Below are 13,785 nucleotides of genomic sequence, written 5' to 3' on the forward strand. Positions count from 1 at the left end.
GGCCCACATGTGATCATTGCCGTTCGGCCCGCCGGGTGAGCACGACGACGGCTCCGCCGAACCCGACCAGGCCGAGCAGGATGCCGGCGCCGTAGACCCACAGCCGCACGGGGTCGGCCCCCGGCGGGGTGGGGGCCGGGGCGGTCGTGCCGCCGCCGAAGTGCAGGCCCTTGCGCACCGCCACCGAGCCGCGGTAGCCGACGAGCTCGCCCGCGCGGGCGAGCGCGGCGGCGGCGTCGACGACGCCGAACCCGGCCTTGTCGTCATAGCCGCCCCGCGGTCCCCCCTTGGTGGAGGAGGAGACCGCCCGGGAGACCAGGTCGGGGGTGAGGCTCGGGTATCTCGCCTTGATCAGGGCGGCCACCCCGGCCACCAGGGCCGTGGAGGCGCTGCTCCCCTCCACCTCCACGTAGCCGCCGCCCGGGACCGCCGCCGGGACGCCGACGCCGGGCGCGCCGACCAGCACCGAGAGGTTGTCGCTGCTGAACGCGGCCGGCCGGCCGCGGCGGTCGACGGCGCCGACGCCGATCACTCCGGCGAAGCCCGCCGGGAAGCTCCAGAAGGAGGTGCCGCGCTTCTGCGCCGCCTGCGTGTCGCCGTCGTTGCCCACGGCCGCCACCAGCACCACCCCGCGCGCCAGCGCGTACGCGACCGCCTCGCGGTCGGCGCGCTGGGCGGCGTACTCACCCAGCGACATGCTGATGACCTGAACCCCGTGGTCGGTGGCGTACCGCACCGCCCGCGACAGCGGGCTCTCGGCCGGCAGGCCGAGGCCGTCGTCGGGCGCGACCAGGTTGTCCTCGGGCTCGCCCTCGTCGATCACCGGGACCGACAGGATGCGCGCCTCGGGCGCCACGCCGATGAGCCCGCCGTCGCGCCCCGAACCCGCGATGAGCGAGGCCATCGCGGTGCCGTGCGGGCCGGAGGAGATGGTCTCGTCGTCGAAGATGCTCGACCGCATGTCGGGCGCGACGGTGACCTTGTCCTTCAGAACCGGGGTCTTGACGTCGACGATGCTGTCGATCACGGCGACGGTCACGCCCGCGCCGCGGCTGGTCTTCCACGCCTGCTCGGCGTTGATCGCGTCGAGCACCCACCGCTGCCGGTCGCGCACGTCCTGCCCCGCCGCCGGCCCGGCGAGCAGCCCGGCGAGCGCGAGCGCCGCGCCGAGCGCGCCGGCCGCCCTCAACACACGTTCCCCTGGGTGCACCGGGGGATGTCGGGAGGGGCGGCGAGACCGCGGGCGATGTGCCCGGCGATCGACTGGGCCGTCGGCCACAGCTCGCTGTGGGTGATCTCCTCGGGCGGCACGGCGGCGCGGGTGCGGCCGTCGGCGTACCCGGCGGTGGAGAAGACGATGTACGGGCCCGCGCCGGTCCAGCCGGTGCGCTGGCGCTGCGCGGCCCCGAACCGGTCGGTGGCCGTGCCGGGGAAGGCCACCGGCCGGACGCCGACGCGGTCGTCCACGGGAAGGTCGGCGGCGGTGTCCACCCTTTTCTCCTCATCGGCCAGCACGGCCACCCCCACGGTCACCACGAAGGTCGAGGTCTGGTCGACGTAGGTCGCGCGCAGCATGGTGCGGCAGCCGTGCTCGCGCAGCACCGAGGCGACGGGGGCGTCGACCACCGAGGGGCACCGCGCCTCGGGAGCGATGCCCACGCGGCGGGCGAACTGGCGGACCCGGGAGAGCCCGAGGTACTCGACCTGGGCCGGGAAGACGGCGTCGGCCCGCCACGCCTGCCAGCGCCGCGCGACGTCCTGCTCGGCGTAGCGGGCGCGCTCCGCGACCGTCAGCGGCCGGGAACGCGTCTCCTGCAGCACCCCGACCGCGCCGAGCAGCACGTTGATCGCGGCGATGGCCAGGATCGTGCCCATGATCAGCAAGAACAGGGAGCGGAACCGGATGCCGCGCTCGAGCTCCTCGCGGTCGCGCGCCGCCCGCAGGCCCGCCGCGCGGGCACGCGAGCCGCTCCACGACCGCGCTCCCCCGCCGGCCGGGCCGGCCTCGGACCGGAAGGGCCCCGAGCGCGGGCGGAGGCCGCCCGTGGGGAGCCGGGGCGCGCCACGCGCGCCACCGGCACGCGCGGGCCAGGGCGTCACCGGCCGCGCCCGTGGCTCCTCAGGCGACATACTTCGATGCTACGTCGGCGCCCGCCGCCACCGGCCCCCTCGCCTCCCTCACATTGCCTGGTGTCCGCCTCGCGCCTCTGGCGGCCCTCGCCCGCCTGCCGCGCCCGCCGCGCCGCAGGAGCACCACCACCGCCGCCAGGCTCACCCCCGTGCCCGCGGTCGCGGCCAGGGCGATCCCGCCGTACAGAGTGATCATGCCCGTGTCGCGGCGCACCACACGCACCGGCGGCAGCGGCGCGGGCCCGGCGCCGAGCCCGGCGGACATGGGCAGGTCGGCGTCCTGGGCACCGGGCCCCGCGGCGGTGTGGCGATGACGCACCAGCCTCGCCGCCTCGGCGAGCGCGCGGGCGGCGTTCACGACGCCGAAGCCCACGCCCGGGTCGTACCCGCGGGCGGGCCTGCGCGTGACCCCGGTGGTGAGCGCCTGGGCGACCAACGCCGGGGACATCCGCGGATACCTGGCCTTGATCAGCGCGGCGACGCCGGACACCAGCGCCGTGGCCTGCGAGGTGCCCCGCCCGACCCAGTATTGGTCGCCGGGCCCGGCCCCGAAGACGTCCACGCCGGGCGCCGCCACCTGCACCAGCGAGTTGCGGTTGGAGAACGACGCCTTGTGCAGCCCGTGGTCGGCGGCGCCGACGGAGATCACCCCGGGCAGCGACGCCGGGTAGGAGTACGGCCCGTCGCGGCGGCCCGCGCCGTCGTTGCCCGCGGCGGCCACCAGCACCACGCCCTTGGAGACCGCGTACCGGATGGCCGCCCGCTCCTGCCGGGTGGGCCGGTCCTTGGAGATCGACATGTTGATGACCCGCGCGCCCTTGTCGACGGCGTACCGGATGCCGCGCGCGACGACGTTCTCGAACCGCGCCTGGGAGTTGAAGGCGTGGAAGCCCGGCTCGTCATCCTCCAGGATCACCCGGACCGACAGCACGCGGGCGGCGGGCGCCACCCCGATCACCCCGTCGGAGCGTCCCGGCCCGTGCCCGTGCCCGGCGATCAGCGAGGCCATGTAAGTGCCGTGCAGGCGGCGGGGCGGGGTGCCGCGCGGGTTGGCGCCCCGGGTGAGGTCGGGACCGGTGACCACCGAGCCCACCAGGTCGTGGTGCCGGGGGTCGACCCCCGAGTCCAGGACCGCGACCAGGACGCCGGCACCCCGGGTCAGCCGCCAGGCGTGCGCCACGTCCAGGGTGCGCAGCACCTGGCGCTGGCTGCCGCGCACCTGGTCGGCGCGGGCGGGCGCGGCGGCCAGGACGAGCGCGGGCGCGAGCACGGCCAAGGCCAGGATCACGGCCCCGGCGAGGTGCAGCGTCGCGCGCGGTCGCCACGCCGATCCTCGCGACGGCTCTCGCGACGGCCTTCGCGCCCCTCCTCGCACCGGCCCTCGCGCCGGCCCTCGCGCCGCTTCTCGCGGCCGCCCGGCGCGGACGGGCGTCGTGCTCAGCACTGCCAGTCCTTGCCGGCGCAGTCGGGCCGCGCCGGGGTGGAAAGCGCGGTCAGCACGCGCTCGGCCAGGTCGGAGGCGAAGGCGAAGATCGTGGAGCGCTGGTGCCCGACCGACCGGGCCGGTCTGCCGTCGACCTGGCCCGCCGTGGTGACCACCAGGTACGGGCCCGCCTGCGCCAGCGATGACGCCTGGCGGGCGGCGGCCGTGAAGCGGTCGGCGACGGTCTGCGGGAAGGCCAGGGCGCGCAGCCCGGGCGAGGGCACGCCGCCCGGCGGGAACGCGGCACGGACCCTGAGGGCGGAGTCCTGGTCGGGGAAGGCGGCGACGCCCACGGTCACGACCACGCCCTGGAGGGCGTCCAGGTAGGTCGCCCGGAGCACGGCCCGGCAGCGGGCGGCCTTCAGCGCCGCGCGGAGCGCGGCGTCCACCGCGGCCGAGCAGTCGGTGCGAGAGGAGATGCCGACCCTGCGGGCGTACTCCTGCCCGCCCTGCTCGGCGACGTACGGCAGGGCCGCGGGGAAGATCCTACCCGCGGGCCACACCTGCCAGCGGCGCGCGGTCTCCTCGGCCGACGCCCGATGGAGCTCGGCGGCGCTCGGGCCGCGGGTCAACTCGGTGCCCGCGGCTCCGGCGGACACGGCGGCGGCCACCGCGCAGACCAGAGTGAGCGCTGACGCCACCACCAGGGACGGCCACGTACGCAGGACACTCACCTGCCCGACCTTAACGCCCCGGACAAGCGGACATCCGGCGTTCCATCCGCATAAACCCCATTGGAAAGTACTTGACGCTATGGAAAGTGGAAAGTACTTTCCTAAGTGGAAAGTGAGGAGACGACATGGACGCCACCCCCGACGACGCCCCCCACACCACCCCCGGGGAGACTCCCGGCCCCCCCGCAAGCACGCGGCGAGACGCCGCGTACGCCTCCTCCGAGGCCGCCCCGCACACCACCCCACAGGACGCCGCACACGTCCCTCCTGAGGCCGCCTCGGACGCCACTCCGCAGGACGCCGCGCACGTCTTTTCCGCGCCCGCGTCGGACATCACGCCCGAGGAGGCCGCACGCACCCTGCGCGAGATCCGCGAGTCGCAGGCCCGGGTGATCAGAGCCCGGCCCTGGTTCCCCCCCTGGTACACGACCGGCGTCGCCCTGTTCGTCACCGGCATGCAAGTCCTCACCGAACCCGGCACCCCGGGCGCGGTGACCGCGACGGGCATCGTCGTCCTGACGCTCGCGCTCGCGGGGTCGGTGGGCGCGGTGGTGCTCTTCGAGCGGCAGCGGCCCCACCGCAGCCTGATCACCGCCTCGGCGCTGGTCTCGTTCATGGCCTGGGTGGCGGTCTGCGTCGGCCTGTGCCTGGCGGTCGCCCTGTCCCTGTCCGGGGCCGGGGTGCCCTACGCCCGCACCTACGCCGGCCTGGCGATGACGGCGTTCATGGCGGTCACCGGCCCGCTCGTCGGCCGGTGGATCACCCGGCGCATCGCGGCCGCCGTCGAGGCCGGCTGATGGCCGAACTGGACCCGGCGATCCACGCCCCTGTGCGGCTGCGCGTCATGTCGCTGCTCGCGGCGGTGGAGGAGGCCGAGTTCGCCTTCGTCCGCGACGAGGTCGAGGTGAGCGATTCGGTGATGTCCAAGCACGCCGCCGCGCTGGAGTCGGCCGGGTACGTGGCGATCCGCAAGGGCCACGTCGGCAAGCGTCCCCGCACCTGGCTCCGGCTCACCCCGGAGGGCCGCCAGGCGTACACCTCCCACGTCGCCGCCCTCCGCGACATCGTCGCCCGCTCCGGCCTCTCCCTCACCGACGGATGACCTCCGCACCCGGCTTCATCCCGGAAACATCCGAATCTTGAAATGACGCGACCCGCCCTCCGCTGGGGAGGGCGGGTCGCGTTCGAGGTCGCGTCAGTAGGTGGGCAGCGAGGGGTCCACCGTCTTGATCCAGCTCAGCACGCCGCCGCCCACGTGGACGGCGTCGGAGAAGCCGGCGCTCTTGACGACCGCCAGCGCCTCGGCGGAGCGGGCGCCCGACTTGCAGTGCAGGACGATCTTCCTGTCCTGCGGCAGCCGCTCAAGGGCCGTGCCCCGCAGGAACTCGCCCTTGGGGATCAGCACGGCGCCGGGGATGTTGACGATCTCGTACTCGTTCTGCTCGCGGACGTCCACGACGAAGATGTCGTCGCCGCGGTCCATCATGTCCTTGAGCTCCTGGGCGGTGATCGTCGAGCCCGTCGCGGCCTGCGCCGCCTCGTCGGAGATCGTGCCGCAGAACGCCTCGTAGTCGATCAGCTCGGTGATCGTCGGGTTCTTGCCGCACAGCGGGCACTCGGGGTCCTTGCGGACCTTGACGTCCCGGTACTTCATCTCCAGCGCGTCGTAGATCATCAGACGGCCGACCAGCGGCTCGCCAATGCCGGTCAGCACCTTGATGGCCTCGTTGACCTGGATGGAGCCGATGGAGGCGCACAGGACGCCGAGCACGCCGCCCTCGGCGCACGAGGGGACCATGCCGGGAGGGGGCGGCTCGGGGTACAGGCAGCGGTAGCAGGGCCCGTACTCGGCCCAGAAGACGCTCGCCTGGCCGTCGAAGCGGTAGATCGAGCCCCAGATGTAGGGCTTGCCCAGCAACACGGCCGCGTCGTTGACCATGTAGCGGGTGGCGAAGTTGTCGGTGCCGTCCACGATGAGGTCGTAGGCGGCGAAGATGTCCATCACGTTGTCGGTCGTGAGGGCGACGTTGTGGATGACGACGTTGACCAGGGGGTTGATCTCGCGCACGCTCGCCGCGGCGCTCTCGGCCTTCAGCCGGCCGACGTCCGACTGGCCGTGGATGATCTGCCGCTGAAGGTTTGACTCATCAACGACATCGAAGTCGACGACGCCGAGCGTGCCGATACCGGCCGCGGCGAGGTACATCAAGGCCGGGGAACCGAGGCCGCCGGCGCCCACACACAGCACCTTGGCGTTCTTCAGCCGCTTCTGCCCGGCCATCCCGACGTCGGGGATGATCAGGTGGCGAGAGTAGCGGCGCACCTCGTCAACGGTCAGCTCGTCGGCCGGCTCTACCAGCGGTGGCAACGACACAGTTCTACGCTCCCGTTTCAGGGGATTCACTAATTGGCGGCTCGCCCGTCAGGCTACGCGCCCCGCCGTCTGTCACAACCTAACCCGGTCGCCCCCGCATTCCCGAATCGGCGATCTTATCCGACGAAGGTCGTATCCCTCGACTTCTGGGCTTTCTGCGGATATTTCACCCCGTCCTCGCCAGCGGCCGCCGGGCGCCGTCCTGCAGCAGGAGGCGCACGTGGCGGGCCACGAGGCCGGGACACTCCATCTGTGCGACGTGCGCCGCGTGCGGCAGCAGCACCAGGCGCACGTCGGGGAACGTGCGGCCCGCGCGCGCGGCCATCCGCGGGTGCACGAGGCGGTCGTGCCGGCCGTGAACGACCAGCGTGGGCGCCGTTACCTGCCCGGCCAGCCGCCACAGGTTCTCCTCGCCCCGGCGGAAGTACTCGCCGACCAGGGCGCGGGCGGAGCCGACCAGGGCCGGGCCCGCGTAGGGCAGTTCGTCGCGGCGGCGCAGTTCGGCCACGGCGTCCTCCAGCCGGTCGGGATGAACCCGGCCGGTGTCGGCGTAGCACATCTCCATGGTCGCGCGGATGCGCCGTTCGGCCGGCAGCGCCCGCAGCCGGGTCATCGCCCATTCGCCGATGCGCGGGGTGGCCGACATCGCGACGCGGGCGGGACCGTAGCGGGGCAGCAGGTCGGGCAGCGCGGGTGAGACGAGGGTGAGCGTGCGCACCAGGTCGGGCCGGGTGGCCGCGACCCGCACCGAGACGGCGCCGCCCATGGAGTTGCCGAGCAGGTGGACCGGGCCGCCGAGCAGCTCGATCAGCGACGTCACCGCCGCGGCGTGCGCCGCCACGGAGTAGTCGCCGCCGGGATGCTCGGGCGAGTAGCCCGCTCCGGGCAGGTCGAGGGCGTAACCCCTGACCTCGTCCCGCAGCTCGCCCATCAGGTCGGTCCAGTTGGTGGCCGAACCCGCCAGCCCGTGCACGAACACGGCCTTCTCGGGCGGCCCCTCGGGCGTCGAGCGCACATAGACGGCCAGGTCGCCGAGGTCGAGCAGCTCTCCTGGCCAGTGCGGTATCGGTTCGTCCACCGTCTTTCCCCCTCGCGTTCACCCTCGGTTTCGACGATAACCCCCGTCCAGGGCTGCCGGGGCCCCTGTGGGCCGGGGCTGGGGTACTGAGGGGTGGGGGGAGAGGGTACAAGATCGCGGGAAATATCGGACAAATCGGGAAATAACGATCTGAAAGATATAAGGGCAGGTTAAGTAGCTGCCAAAAGGCAGCGATCACCGTTTGTCGTATGGGTCGCCCGGAAAACTAGACATGTGGGAAGACTCATAACGAGTCATCCGGCATTTACTTCCTAATCCAGTAAATGCGTCCGCTGGGCAACCCGATGCGTCAAGGGGGAAAACGCAATGCCCGACGTCAAGAAATACGCGGCCATGCTGACCGTCACCGCTGCACTCACCGGTGGTGTCGTCGGCCTCGGCGCGACCACGGCCACGAGCGCGTCCGCGTCCGCGGCCGTCACCACCAACTTCGGCTGGGGCGACGACTTCGGCGGCTTCGACGGCGGCTTCGGCGGCGGTGGCGGCGGCTTCGGCGGCGGCTTCGGCGGCGGCCAGTGCCACCACGGGGGCGGCCAGGGCGGCCACCACGGCGGCCACGGCGGCTGGGGCGGCTACGGAGACGACGACGGCGACGGCGACTGGGGCGGCGGCAAGGGCTTCAGCAAGCACCGTCGTCACCACCACAGCCGCGGGGGCGGCCACCGCAACTGCTTCTTCAAGGTCGTCGAGGCGCGCTTCTTCCGCGCCATCATCGGCCACAACAGCCACGGCGGCGGGCACAACAACTGGTTCCGCGACGACCGCCGTCACTGGAAGCCCGAGCACCACTGGCACGGGCACAAGCACCACGGCAAGCACGACGACCACGGCGACCGTTGATCGAAGATCCTAGGCGGCCCTCCGGGTGGCGAGCCCACCCGGAGGCACGACGGGCCGCTTAGCACCTAATGGAAGGCCCCGGAGCGATTTCCGCTCCGGGGCCTTCCCCGCGCTCGGTGACCGCAAGCGTTTCGACGACGCCACCATTCAGGGTTGATTCCGTCCATTTCGGGAAAAGCCCCGGCACACCCCCTGCCCGGTGCCCGCCGTCCCCGCCGTGGAGGGCGCGCGGCGGAAACGGCGGCCGTTAGGCGGACTTGCGGGCGCGGCGCTTCGGCGCCTGCTTCTTGGTGTCCTTCTCCGCCTTTTCCGATTTCTCCTCAGCCTGGCCGGCGGCGGCCTTCGCGGCCGGCTTCCTCTTGTCCGCCGGGGCCTTCTCGCGCCCGCCCTCGCGCTCGCGCTTGGCCGCGTCGACGCTGGCGCGCAGCGCGGCCATCAGGTCGACCGCCGGGCCGGCCTGCTCGGCCGCCTCAGGCCGCACGAGCTCCTTGCCCGCGACCTTGGCCTCGATGACCTGCTGGAGCGCCTCGCGGTAGGCGTCGTGGTACTCGGTCGGGTCGAACTCCCCGGCCATGGTCTCGATCAGCGACTCGGCCATCTGCAGCTCCTGCGGGCGGACCTCGACGTCCTCGTCCACGAACTCGAAGCCGGGCTCGCGGACCTCGTCGGGCCAGAGCATCGTCTCCAGCACGAACACCCCCTCGCGGATGCGCAGGGCGGCCAGCGACTCGCGCTGGCGCAGCGCGACCTTCACGATCGCCACCTGCCCCGTCCGTTCGAGTGCGTCCCGCAGCAGGACGTACGGCTTCACGCCCGCGGACTCGGGCTCCAGGTAGTACGACTTGTTGAACAAGATCGGGTCGAGCTGCTCGGCCGGGGTGAACTGCAGCACGTCGATGCGGCGCGAGGTGCTGAGCGGCAGGTCGGCGAAGTCCTCGTCGGTGAGCACCACGATCTCGCCGCCGGCCAGTTCGTAGCCCTTGGCGATCTCGGAGTACGGGACCTCCTCGCCGTCCACCGAACACACCCGCTTGTACCGGATGCGGCCGGCGTCCTCGCGGTGCACCTGGTGGAACGACACGTCCTTCTGCTCGGTGGCCGAGTACAACTTCACGGGAATCGTGACAAGACCGAACGAGATGGCACCCTTCCAGATGCTACGCATGACCTCTCCTCACCTCAGCCCCACTATCGAACTCACGTTCGCTAGCGGCAAGGGCGCAAAGCAGTATCCAAATGGGCAGATACCCAGTGTGGAATGCCGTATCCGGTCAAGCCACTATCTGCTCGAACGGTGATGGACGAGAGCACGGGAAAAGAAACCTCAGGGGAAGTGGTGCGAGTGGCGGACAAGGTCCGGGTCAAGGTCGATCAACGGGAACTGACCCTGACGAACCTGGGCAAAGTGCTGTATCCCGAGGCGGGGTTCACCAAGGCAGAGGTGATCGACTACTACAGCCGGGTCGCGCCCGCGATGCTCGCCCACCTCAGCGGGCGCCCGCTCACCGTCAAGCGCTACCCCGGCGGCGTGGACGGCCAGTTCTTCTTCGAGAAGAACCGCCCCGCGCACACGCCGGCGTGGGTGCGCACGGCCCGCCTGCCCGCCCCGGGCAGCACCAAGGACCGCGACACCATCGAGTACGCGATCGTCGACGACCTGCCCACGCTGGTCTACTTCGCCGGACTCGCCGCGCTGGAGTTCCACACCCCGATGTGGCGGGTGGACGAGGAGGGCCGCGCGCTGCCGCCGGACACCATGGTCTTCGACCTGGACCCGGGCGCCCCCGCGACGATCGTCGAGTGCTGCCGGGTCGCGCTGCGGCTGCGCGAGGCGCTGGCCGAGGACGGCCTCACGGGGTGCCCCAAGACCAGCGGCAACAAGGGCATGCAGGTGTACGTGCCGTGGACCGGCCGCGAGGACGACCCGTCCGGGTACGCCAAGGCCCTCGCCCAGCGGCTGGAGAAGGAGAGCCCGGAGGAGATCGTCAGCCAGATGGCCAGGAAGCTCCGCCCCGGCAAGGTCTTCATCGACTGGAGCCAGAACAACCCGGCCAAGACCACCGTCACCCCTTACTCGCTGCGCGCCAACCCCGTTCCCACCGCCTCCACGCCGATCACCTGGGAGGAGGTCGCCGGCTGCGCCCGTCCGGGCGATCTGGTCTTCACCGCCGAGGACGTCCTCGACCGCGTCGCACGACTCGGCGACCTCATGACGCCGCCGGAGCGAAGTCAGGCCGGGGAGGGGCCGTAGTCTGGACGCATCGGGGTATGGAGCGCGCGAACCGAGCGCTCACCGCCTACGGAGGGACGGAAGATGTCGGAGATGGACCTGAGCGGCCGCGAGGTCCCGCTGGACGCGCTGGAGCCCCTCGACGACGTCGCCGAGGAACTGCGGACCGAGGTCCCCGAGGCCGACGCCATCGAGCAGCACCTCATCATTCGCGGCGAACGGCGCGAGTGGCCGCTCGAGATCCCCTATGACGCCGACCCGGCCGACGCCGCCGACCAGGAGCGCGTCGTGGACCTGGACGACGACGACTATCGCTGATCCCGATTACCCGCGCGTAGGATGTCAACCTCGCACCGGAACCATGATCAGCACCGACCGCCGCGCTGCCAGCGGCCGCGCGGCGGGTGAACCGTCCTCAAGGAGAGACCCGTGACCGCTACCCCGGACGCCAAGCCCCGGGGCACCCGGCTGCCCCGGATGGCCCGTCGCCGCCAGTTGCTGAACGCGGCGCAGGAGGTCTTCGTGGAGAACGGCTACCACGCGGCCGCGATGGACGAGATCGCCGAGCGGGCCGGCGTCAGCAAGCCGGTGCTCTACCAGCACTTCCCGGGCAAGCTCGAGCTCTACCTGGCCCTGCTCGACCTGCACGTCGACGACATGGCCAACCGCTGCCGCGAGGCGCTGGCCTCCACGACCGACAACAAGCAGCGCGTCCAGGCCGCCATCGGGGCGTTCTTCGACTTCGTCTCCAGCCAGGGTGAGGCCTTCCGCCTGGTCTTCGAGTCCGACCTGCGCAACGTCGCGCCGGTGCGCCAGCGCATGGAGCGCTCGCTGCGCGAGAGCGCCGAGATGATCAGCCAGGTGATCCAGGAGGACACCGGCTGCTCCAGCGACGAGGCCCACCTGCTCGGCGTCGGCCTGGTCGGCATGGCCGAGGTGAGCGCCCGCTACTGGCTCGCCAGCCACGGCTCCATCCCCAAGGACGTCGCGACGCAGCTCATGGCCCGCCTCGCCTGGCGGGGCATCGGCGGCTTCCCCCGCACCACCTGAGCCCTCGTCCCGCTGTTCGCCTGCGGCGATCAACGGCCTCCGGCTGTTCGCTTGACGCGATCAACGCCGGTCGCCCGCCCGCCGAAGAGTAACGATGGCCTCAGCACATCTTCCCCGCCGACGTCGAAAGGCAGCCCGATGGAAGTCAAGATAGGCGTGCGCTCCGTGCACCGAGAGATCATCGTCGAGACCGAGATGTCCGTCGAAGACGTGGAGCAGGAGCTGCGCAACGCCCTGGCGGCCGATCGAGGGGTCTTCTCCCTCACCGACGTGAAGGGCAAGCGCATCGTCGTCCCGGTGTCCGCGCTCGGCTTCGTCGAGATCGGCGGCGACGAGACGCGTCCTGTCGGGTTCGGCGGCACCGTCTGACCGTCCGCTTCGGGGGCGTGTCCCCCGGGGCGCGGGCGGTGAAGCGGGGGCCCGCGCTGAGGCCCCCGGCGACGACCGTCGCGGGCTCTACACGCCCGCGCACTCTTCTCGCGACTGGAGCGAGCAACCACAGGGACGGCGTGCGGGCCGCACCTCGTCCCGCTTGTGACTGACCGCCGGGCAGCCGGCGCTCCCCCTTCGCAACACCGGCCGGGATGTCCAGCGGTTCGGTCCACATCTCATCAGGAAACTGCCGTAGCGGCGCGAGGCCCTCATGTTCGCACGCTACAACCGCTCGGGGCATTCGCGCCCCTCGATCACGGCACCTGTTCCGCCAGAAGTCCGAAACTCCGCGTTCAGGGCCCCGGGACGAGGCCGAGTGCCGACATGCGCCGGCCGTGCTCCTCGGTGAGCCGGGCGAACAACCGCCCGATCTCCACCAGGTCGGTCACCGCTTCGGCCCGTCCGCCGGCGGCCTCGGAGGCGGCGTCGTCCTGGGCCTGCGCGATGGCCGAGACCAGCAGCAGGGCCAGGTCGGGGCGTGCCGCCGCCACCCGGTGGGCCTGGCTGAGCGCCTCGCCGACCATGCGCCGCGCCCACAGCGCGAGCCTGCCGCCCAGCTTGGGGTTGTCCGCCAAAGCCGCGCGCACCCGCTCCACCACGAACTGCGAGCGAACCTCCTCCGCCAGCGCCTCGTCGACGATCTCGCGGGTCTCCTTGTCCACGTGCCGGGCCGCCTCGCGGTAGAAGTCGGCCGCGATGCCGGTGCCGACGTACGCCTTCACCAGCGCCTCCAGCCAGTCGCCCGGCCTGGTCTGCGCGTGCCAGTCGTCCAGCGCCGCCACGAACGGCGCCATGGCGCCCTCGGGGTCCACGCCGAGCGAGGACAGCCGGTCGCGCAGGAGCCGGAAGTTGGCGTATTCGGCGGCGGCGAGATCGCTGAGCTCGGCGCGGTCGGTCAGCGTGGGGGCAAGAGTGGCGGCGTCCTCGGCGAGCCTGAGGAACGCGGTCAGCTCGGCGTAGGCGAGGACGCCGAGCAGATCGACCACACCGGCAGGGGAATCACTCATGGATGCAGGGTACGAGTCCCGCCCCGGCCCGTGGGCCCCCGCCCGTGCACCCCGGCCGCGAACCTTGTCCGCGGAGCCCGTTCTGGGGGGCAGGGGATGGCCTCGAGGCGGGAGAAACCCCTGAAGACACGGCCGTTCGCGATGTCGAACACCAAGAAATCGGCTCACTCTTGTGGTATCGAGTACACTGCTCTGTAAGAGTGCGACCGCAGTATGTCTTCAGGGAGATCATCGCCTGATAGCCCCCACGCGCGTTACGCCGCGGGCGGTCGCCGAGACGAGATGAGGGTTGGCTTTTCCGCGCGGACCCGGCACGAGGTTCCTTCTGCCAGCGGTCCCGGAAGCCCGCCTTCGCAGGAGACTTAGGCAGGCCGAGCTGACCACGTTCCGAGACCTTGGAGTCATACCCGAGATCGCCGATGCCCTGGAGACCGAGGGCATCGTCTCCCCGTTCCCGATTCAAGAG

General features: G+C 72.0%; 15 protein-coding genes. 7 read left to right on the forward strand and 8 right to left on the reverse strand.

Annotated elements, in window-relative coordinates; genetic code table 11:
* Window positions 1-13: 13 nt before the first annotated feature.
* The 4 genes from ABZU32_RS30490 to ABZU32_RS30505 all read right to left on the reverse strand — a co-directional run bounded on the left by ABZU32_RS30490 (window position 14) and on the right by ABZU32_RS30505 (window position 4,287).
* The gene (locus tag ABZU32_RS30490; RefSeq protein ID WP_354927424.1) at window positions 14-1,192 is read right to left on the reverse strand and encodes a S8 family serine peptidase; all 1,179 of its coding nucleotides are present in this window, start codon (window positions 1,190-1,192) and stop codon (window positions 14-16) included.
* Window positions 1,186-2,130 carry a hypothetical protein gene (locus ABZU32_RS30495; protein WP_354840496.1) on the reverse strand — a complete coding sequence of 315 codons (945 nt, stop codon included), beginning with the start codon at window positions 2,128-2,130 and terminating at the stop codon, window positions 1,186-1,188. Before ABZU32_RS30495 ends, ABZU32_RS30490 begins: the two co-directional genes overlap by 7 nt.
* A complete protein-coding gene (locus ABZU32_RS30500) occupies window positions 2,120-3,418 on the reverse strand; it encodes a S8 family serine peptidase (RefSeq protein ID WP_354927426.1) in 1,299 nt (432 codons plus the stop codon). Before ABZU32_RS30500 ends, ABZU32_RS30495 begins: the two co-directional genes overlap by 11 nt.
* 149 nt (window positions 3,419-3,567) lie before the next feature.
* Window positions 3,568-4,287, reverse strand: coding sequence for a hypothetical protein (locus ABZU32_RS30505; RefSeq protein ID WP_354927428.1), 720 nt, complete (start codon window positions 4,285-4,287; stop codon window positions 3,568-3,570).
* A gap of 125 nt (window positions 4,288-4,412) precedes the next feature.
* On the opposite strand from ABZU32_RS30505, the gene ABZU32_RS30510 reads away from it, so the two are divergent.
* Window positions 4,413-5,084, forward strand: a complete 672-nt coding sequence (locus tag ABZU32_RS30510) for a hypothetical protein (RefSeq protein ID WP_354927430.1) — start codon at window positions 4,413-4,415, stop codon at window positions 5,082-5,084.
* A complete protein-coding gene (locus tag ABZU32_RS30515; protein WP_354927432.1) occupies window positions 5,084-5,389 on the forward strand; it encodes a transcriptional regulator in 306 nt (101 codons plus the stop codon). Before ABZU32_RS30510 ends, ABZU32_RS30515 begins: the two co-directional genes overlap by 1 nt.
* A gap of 93 nt (window positions 5,390-5,482) precedes the next feature.
* Here ABZU32_RS30515 and moeZ read toward each other — a convergent pair whose 3' ends face one another.
* Window positions 5,483-6,661, reverse strand: coding sequence for an adenylyltransferase/sulfurtransferase MoeZ (moeZ, locus tag ABZU32_RS30520; protein ID WP_354840483.1), 1,179 nt, complete (start codon window positions 6,659-6,661; stop codon window positions 5,483-5,485).
* Between the two features lie 166 nt (window positions 6,662-6,827).
* On the reverse strand, window positions 6,828-7,739 hold the full coding sequence (locus tag ABZU32_RS30525) for an alpha/beta hydrolase (RefSeq protein WP_354840480.1): 912 nt from the start codon (window positions 7,737-7,739) through the stop codon (window positions 6,828-6,830).
* 327 nt (window positions 7,740-8,066) lie between these two features.
* Between ABZU32_RS30525 and ABZU32_RS30530 the strand changes: the two genes are divergently transcribed.
* Window positions 8,067-8,600, forward strand: a complete 534-nt coding sequence (locus ABZU32_RS30530; protein ID WP_354840477.1) for a hypothetical protein — start codon at window positions 8,067-8,069, stop codon at window positions 8,598-8,600.
* Window positions 8,601-8,847: 247 nt separating this feature from the next.
* On the opposite strand, the gene ABZU32_RS30535 is transcribed toward ABZU32_RS30530, so the two are convergent.
* On the reverse strand, window positions 8,848-9,765 hold the full coding sequence (locus ABZU32_RS30535; protein ID WP_354840475.1) for a Ku protein: 918 nt from the start codon (window positions 9,763-9,765) through the stop codon (window positions 8,848-8,850).
* Between the two features lie 177 nt (window positions 9,766-9,942).
* Here ABZU32_RS30535 and ligD point away from each other — a divergent pair, with 177 nt between their 5' ends.
* The 4 genes from ligD to ABZU32_RS30555 all read left to right on the forward strand — a co-directional run bounded on the left by ligD (window position 9,943) and on the right by ABZU32_RS30555 (window position 12,249).
* Complete coding sequence (gene ligD, locus ABZU32_RS30540; protein ID WP_354840472.1) at window positions 9,943-10,851, forward strand: non-homologous end-joining DNA ligase; 909 nt, start codon at window positions 9,943-9,945, stop codon at window positions 10,849-10,851.
* 63 nt (window positions 10,852-10,914) lie between these two features.
* A complete protein-coding gene (locus tag ABZU32_RS30545) occupies window positions 10,915-11,148 on the forward strand; it encodes a hypothetical protein (RefSeq protein ID WP_354840469.1) in 234 nt (77 codons plus the stop codon).
* 111 nt (window positions 11,149-11,259) lie between these two features.
* Window positions 11,260-11,880: a TetR/AcrR family transcriptional regulator gene (locus ABZU32_RS30550; RefSeq protein ID WP_214412694.1), complete on the forward strand. Its 621-nt coding sequence runs from the start codon at window positions 11,260-11,262 to the stop codon at window positions 11,878-11,880.
* Between the two features lie 138 nt (window positions 11,881-12,018).
* On the forward strand, window positions 12,019-12,249 hold the full coding sequence (locus tag ABZU32_RS30555; protein ID WP_354840466.1) for a DUF3107 domain-containing protein: 231 nt from the start codon (window positions 12,019-12,021) through the stop codon (window positions 12,247-12,249).
* Window positions 12,250-12,605: 356 nt separating this feature from the next.
* Here ABZU32_RS30555 and ABZU32_RS30560 read toward each other — a convergent pair whose 3' ends face one another.
* Window positions 12,606-13,319, reverse strand: coding sequence for a ferritin-like fold-containing protein (locus tag ABZU32_RS30560; protein ID WP_354840463.1), 714 nt, complete (start codon window positions 13,317-13,319; stop codon window positions 12,606-12,608).
* Between the last annotated feature and the right edge of the window lie 466 nt (window positions 13,320-13,785).

This window comes from Sphaerisporangium sp. NPDC005288 (genome assembly GCF_040607475.1).
Lineage (GTDB): Bacteria > Actinomycetota > Actinomycetes > Streptosporangiales > Streptosporangiaceae > Sphaerisporangium > Sphaerisporangium rhizosphaerae.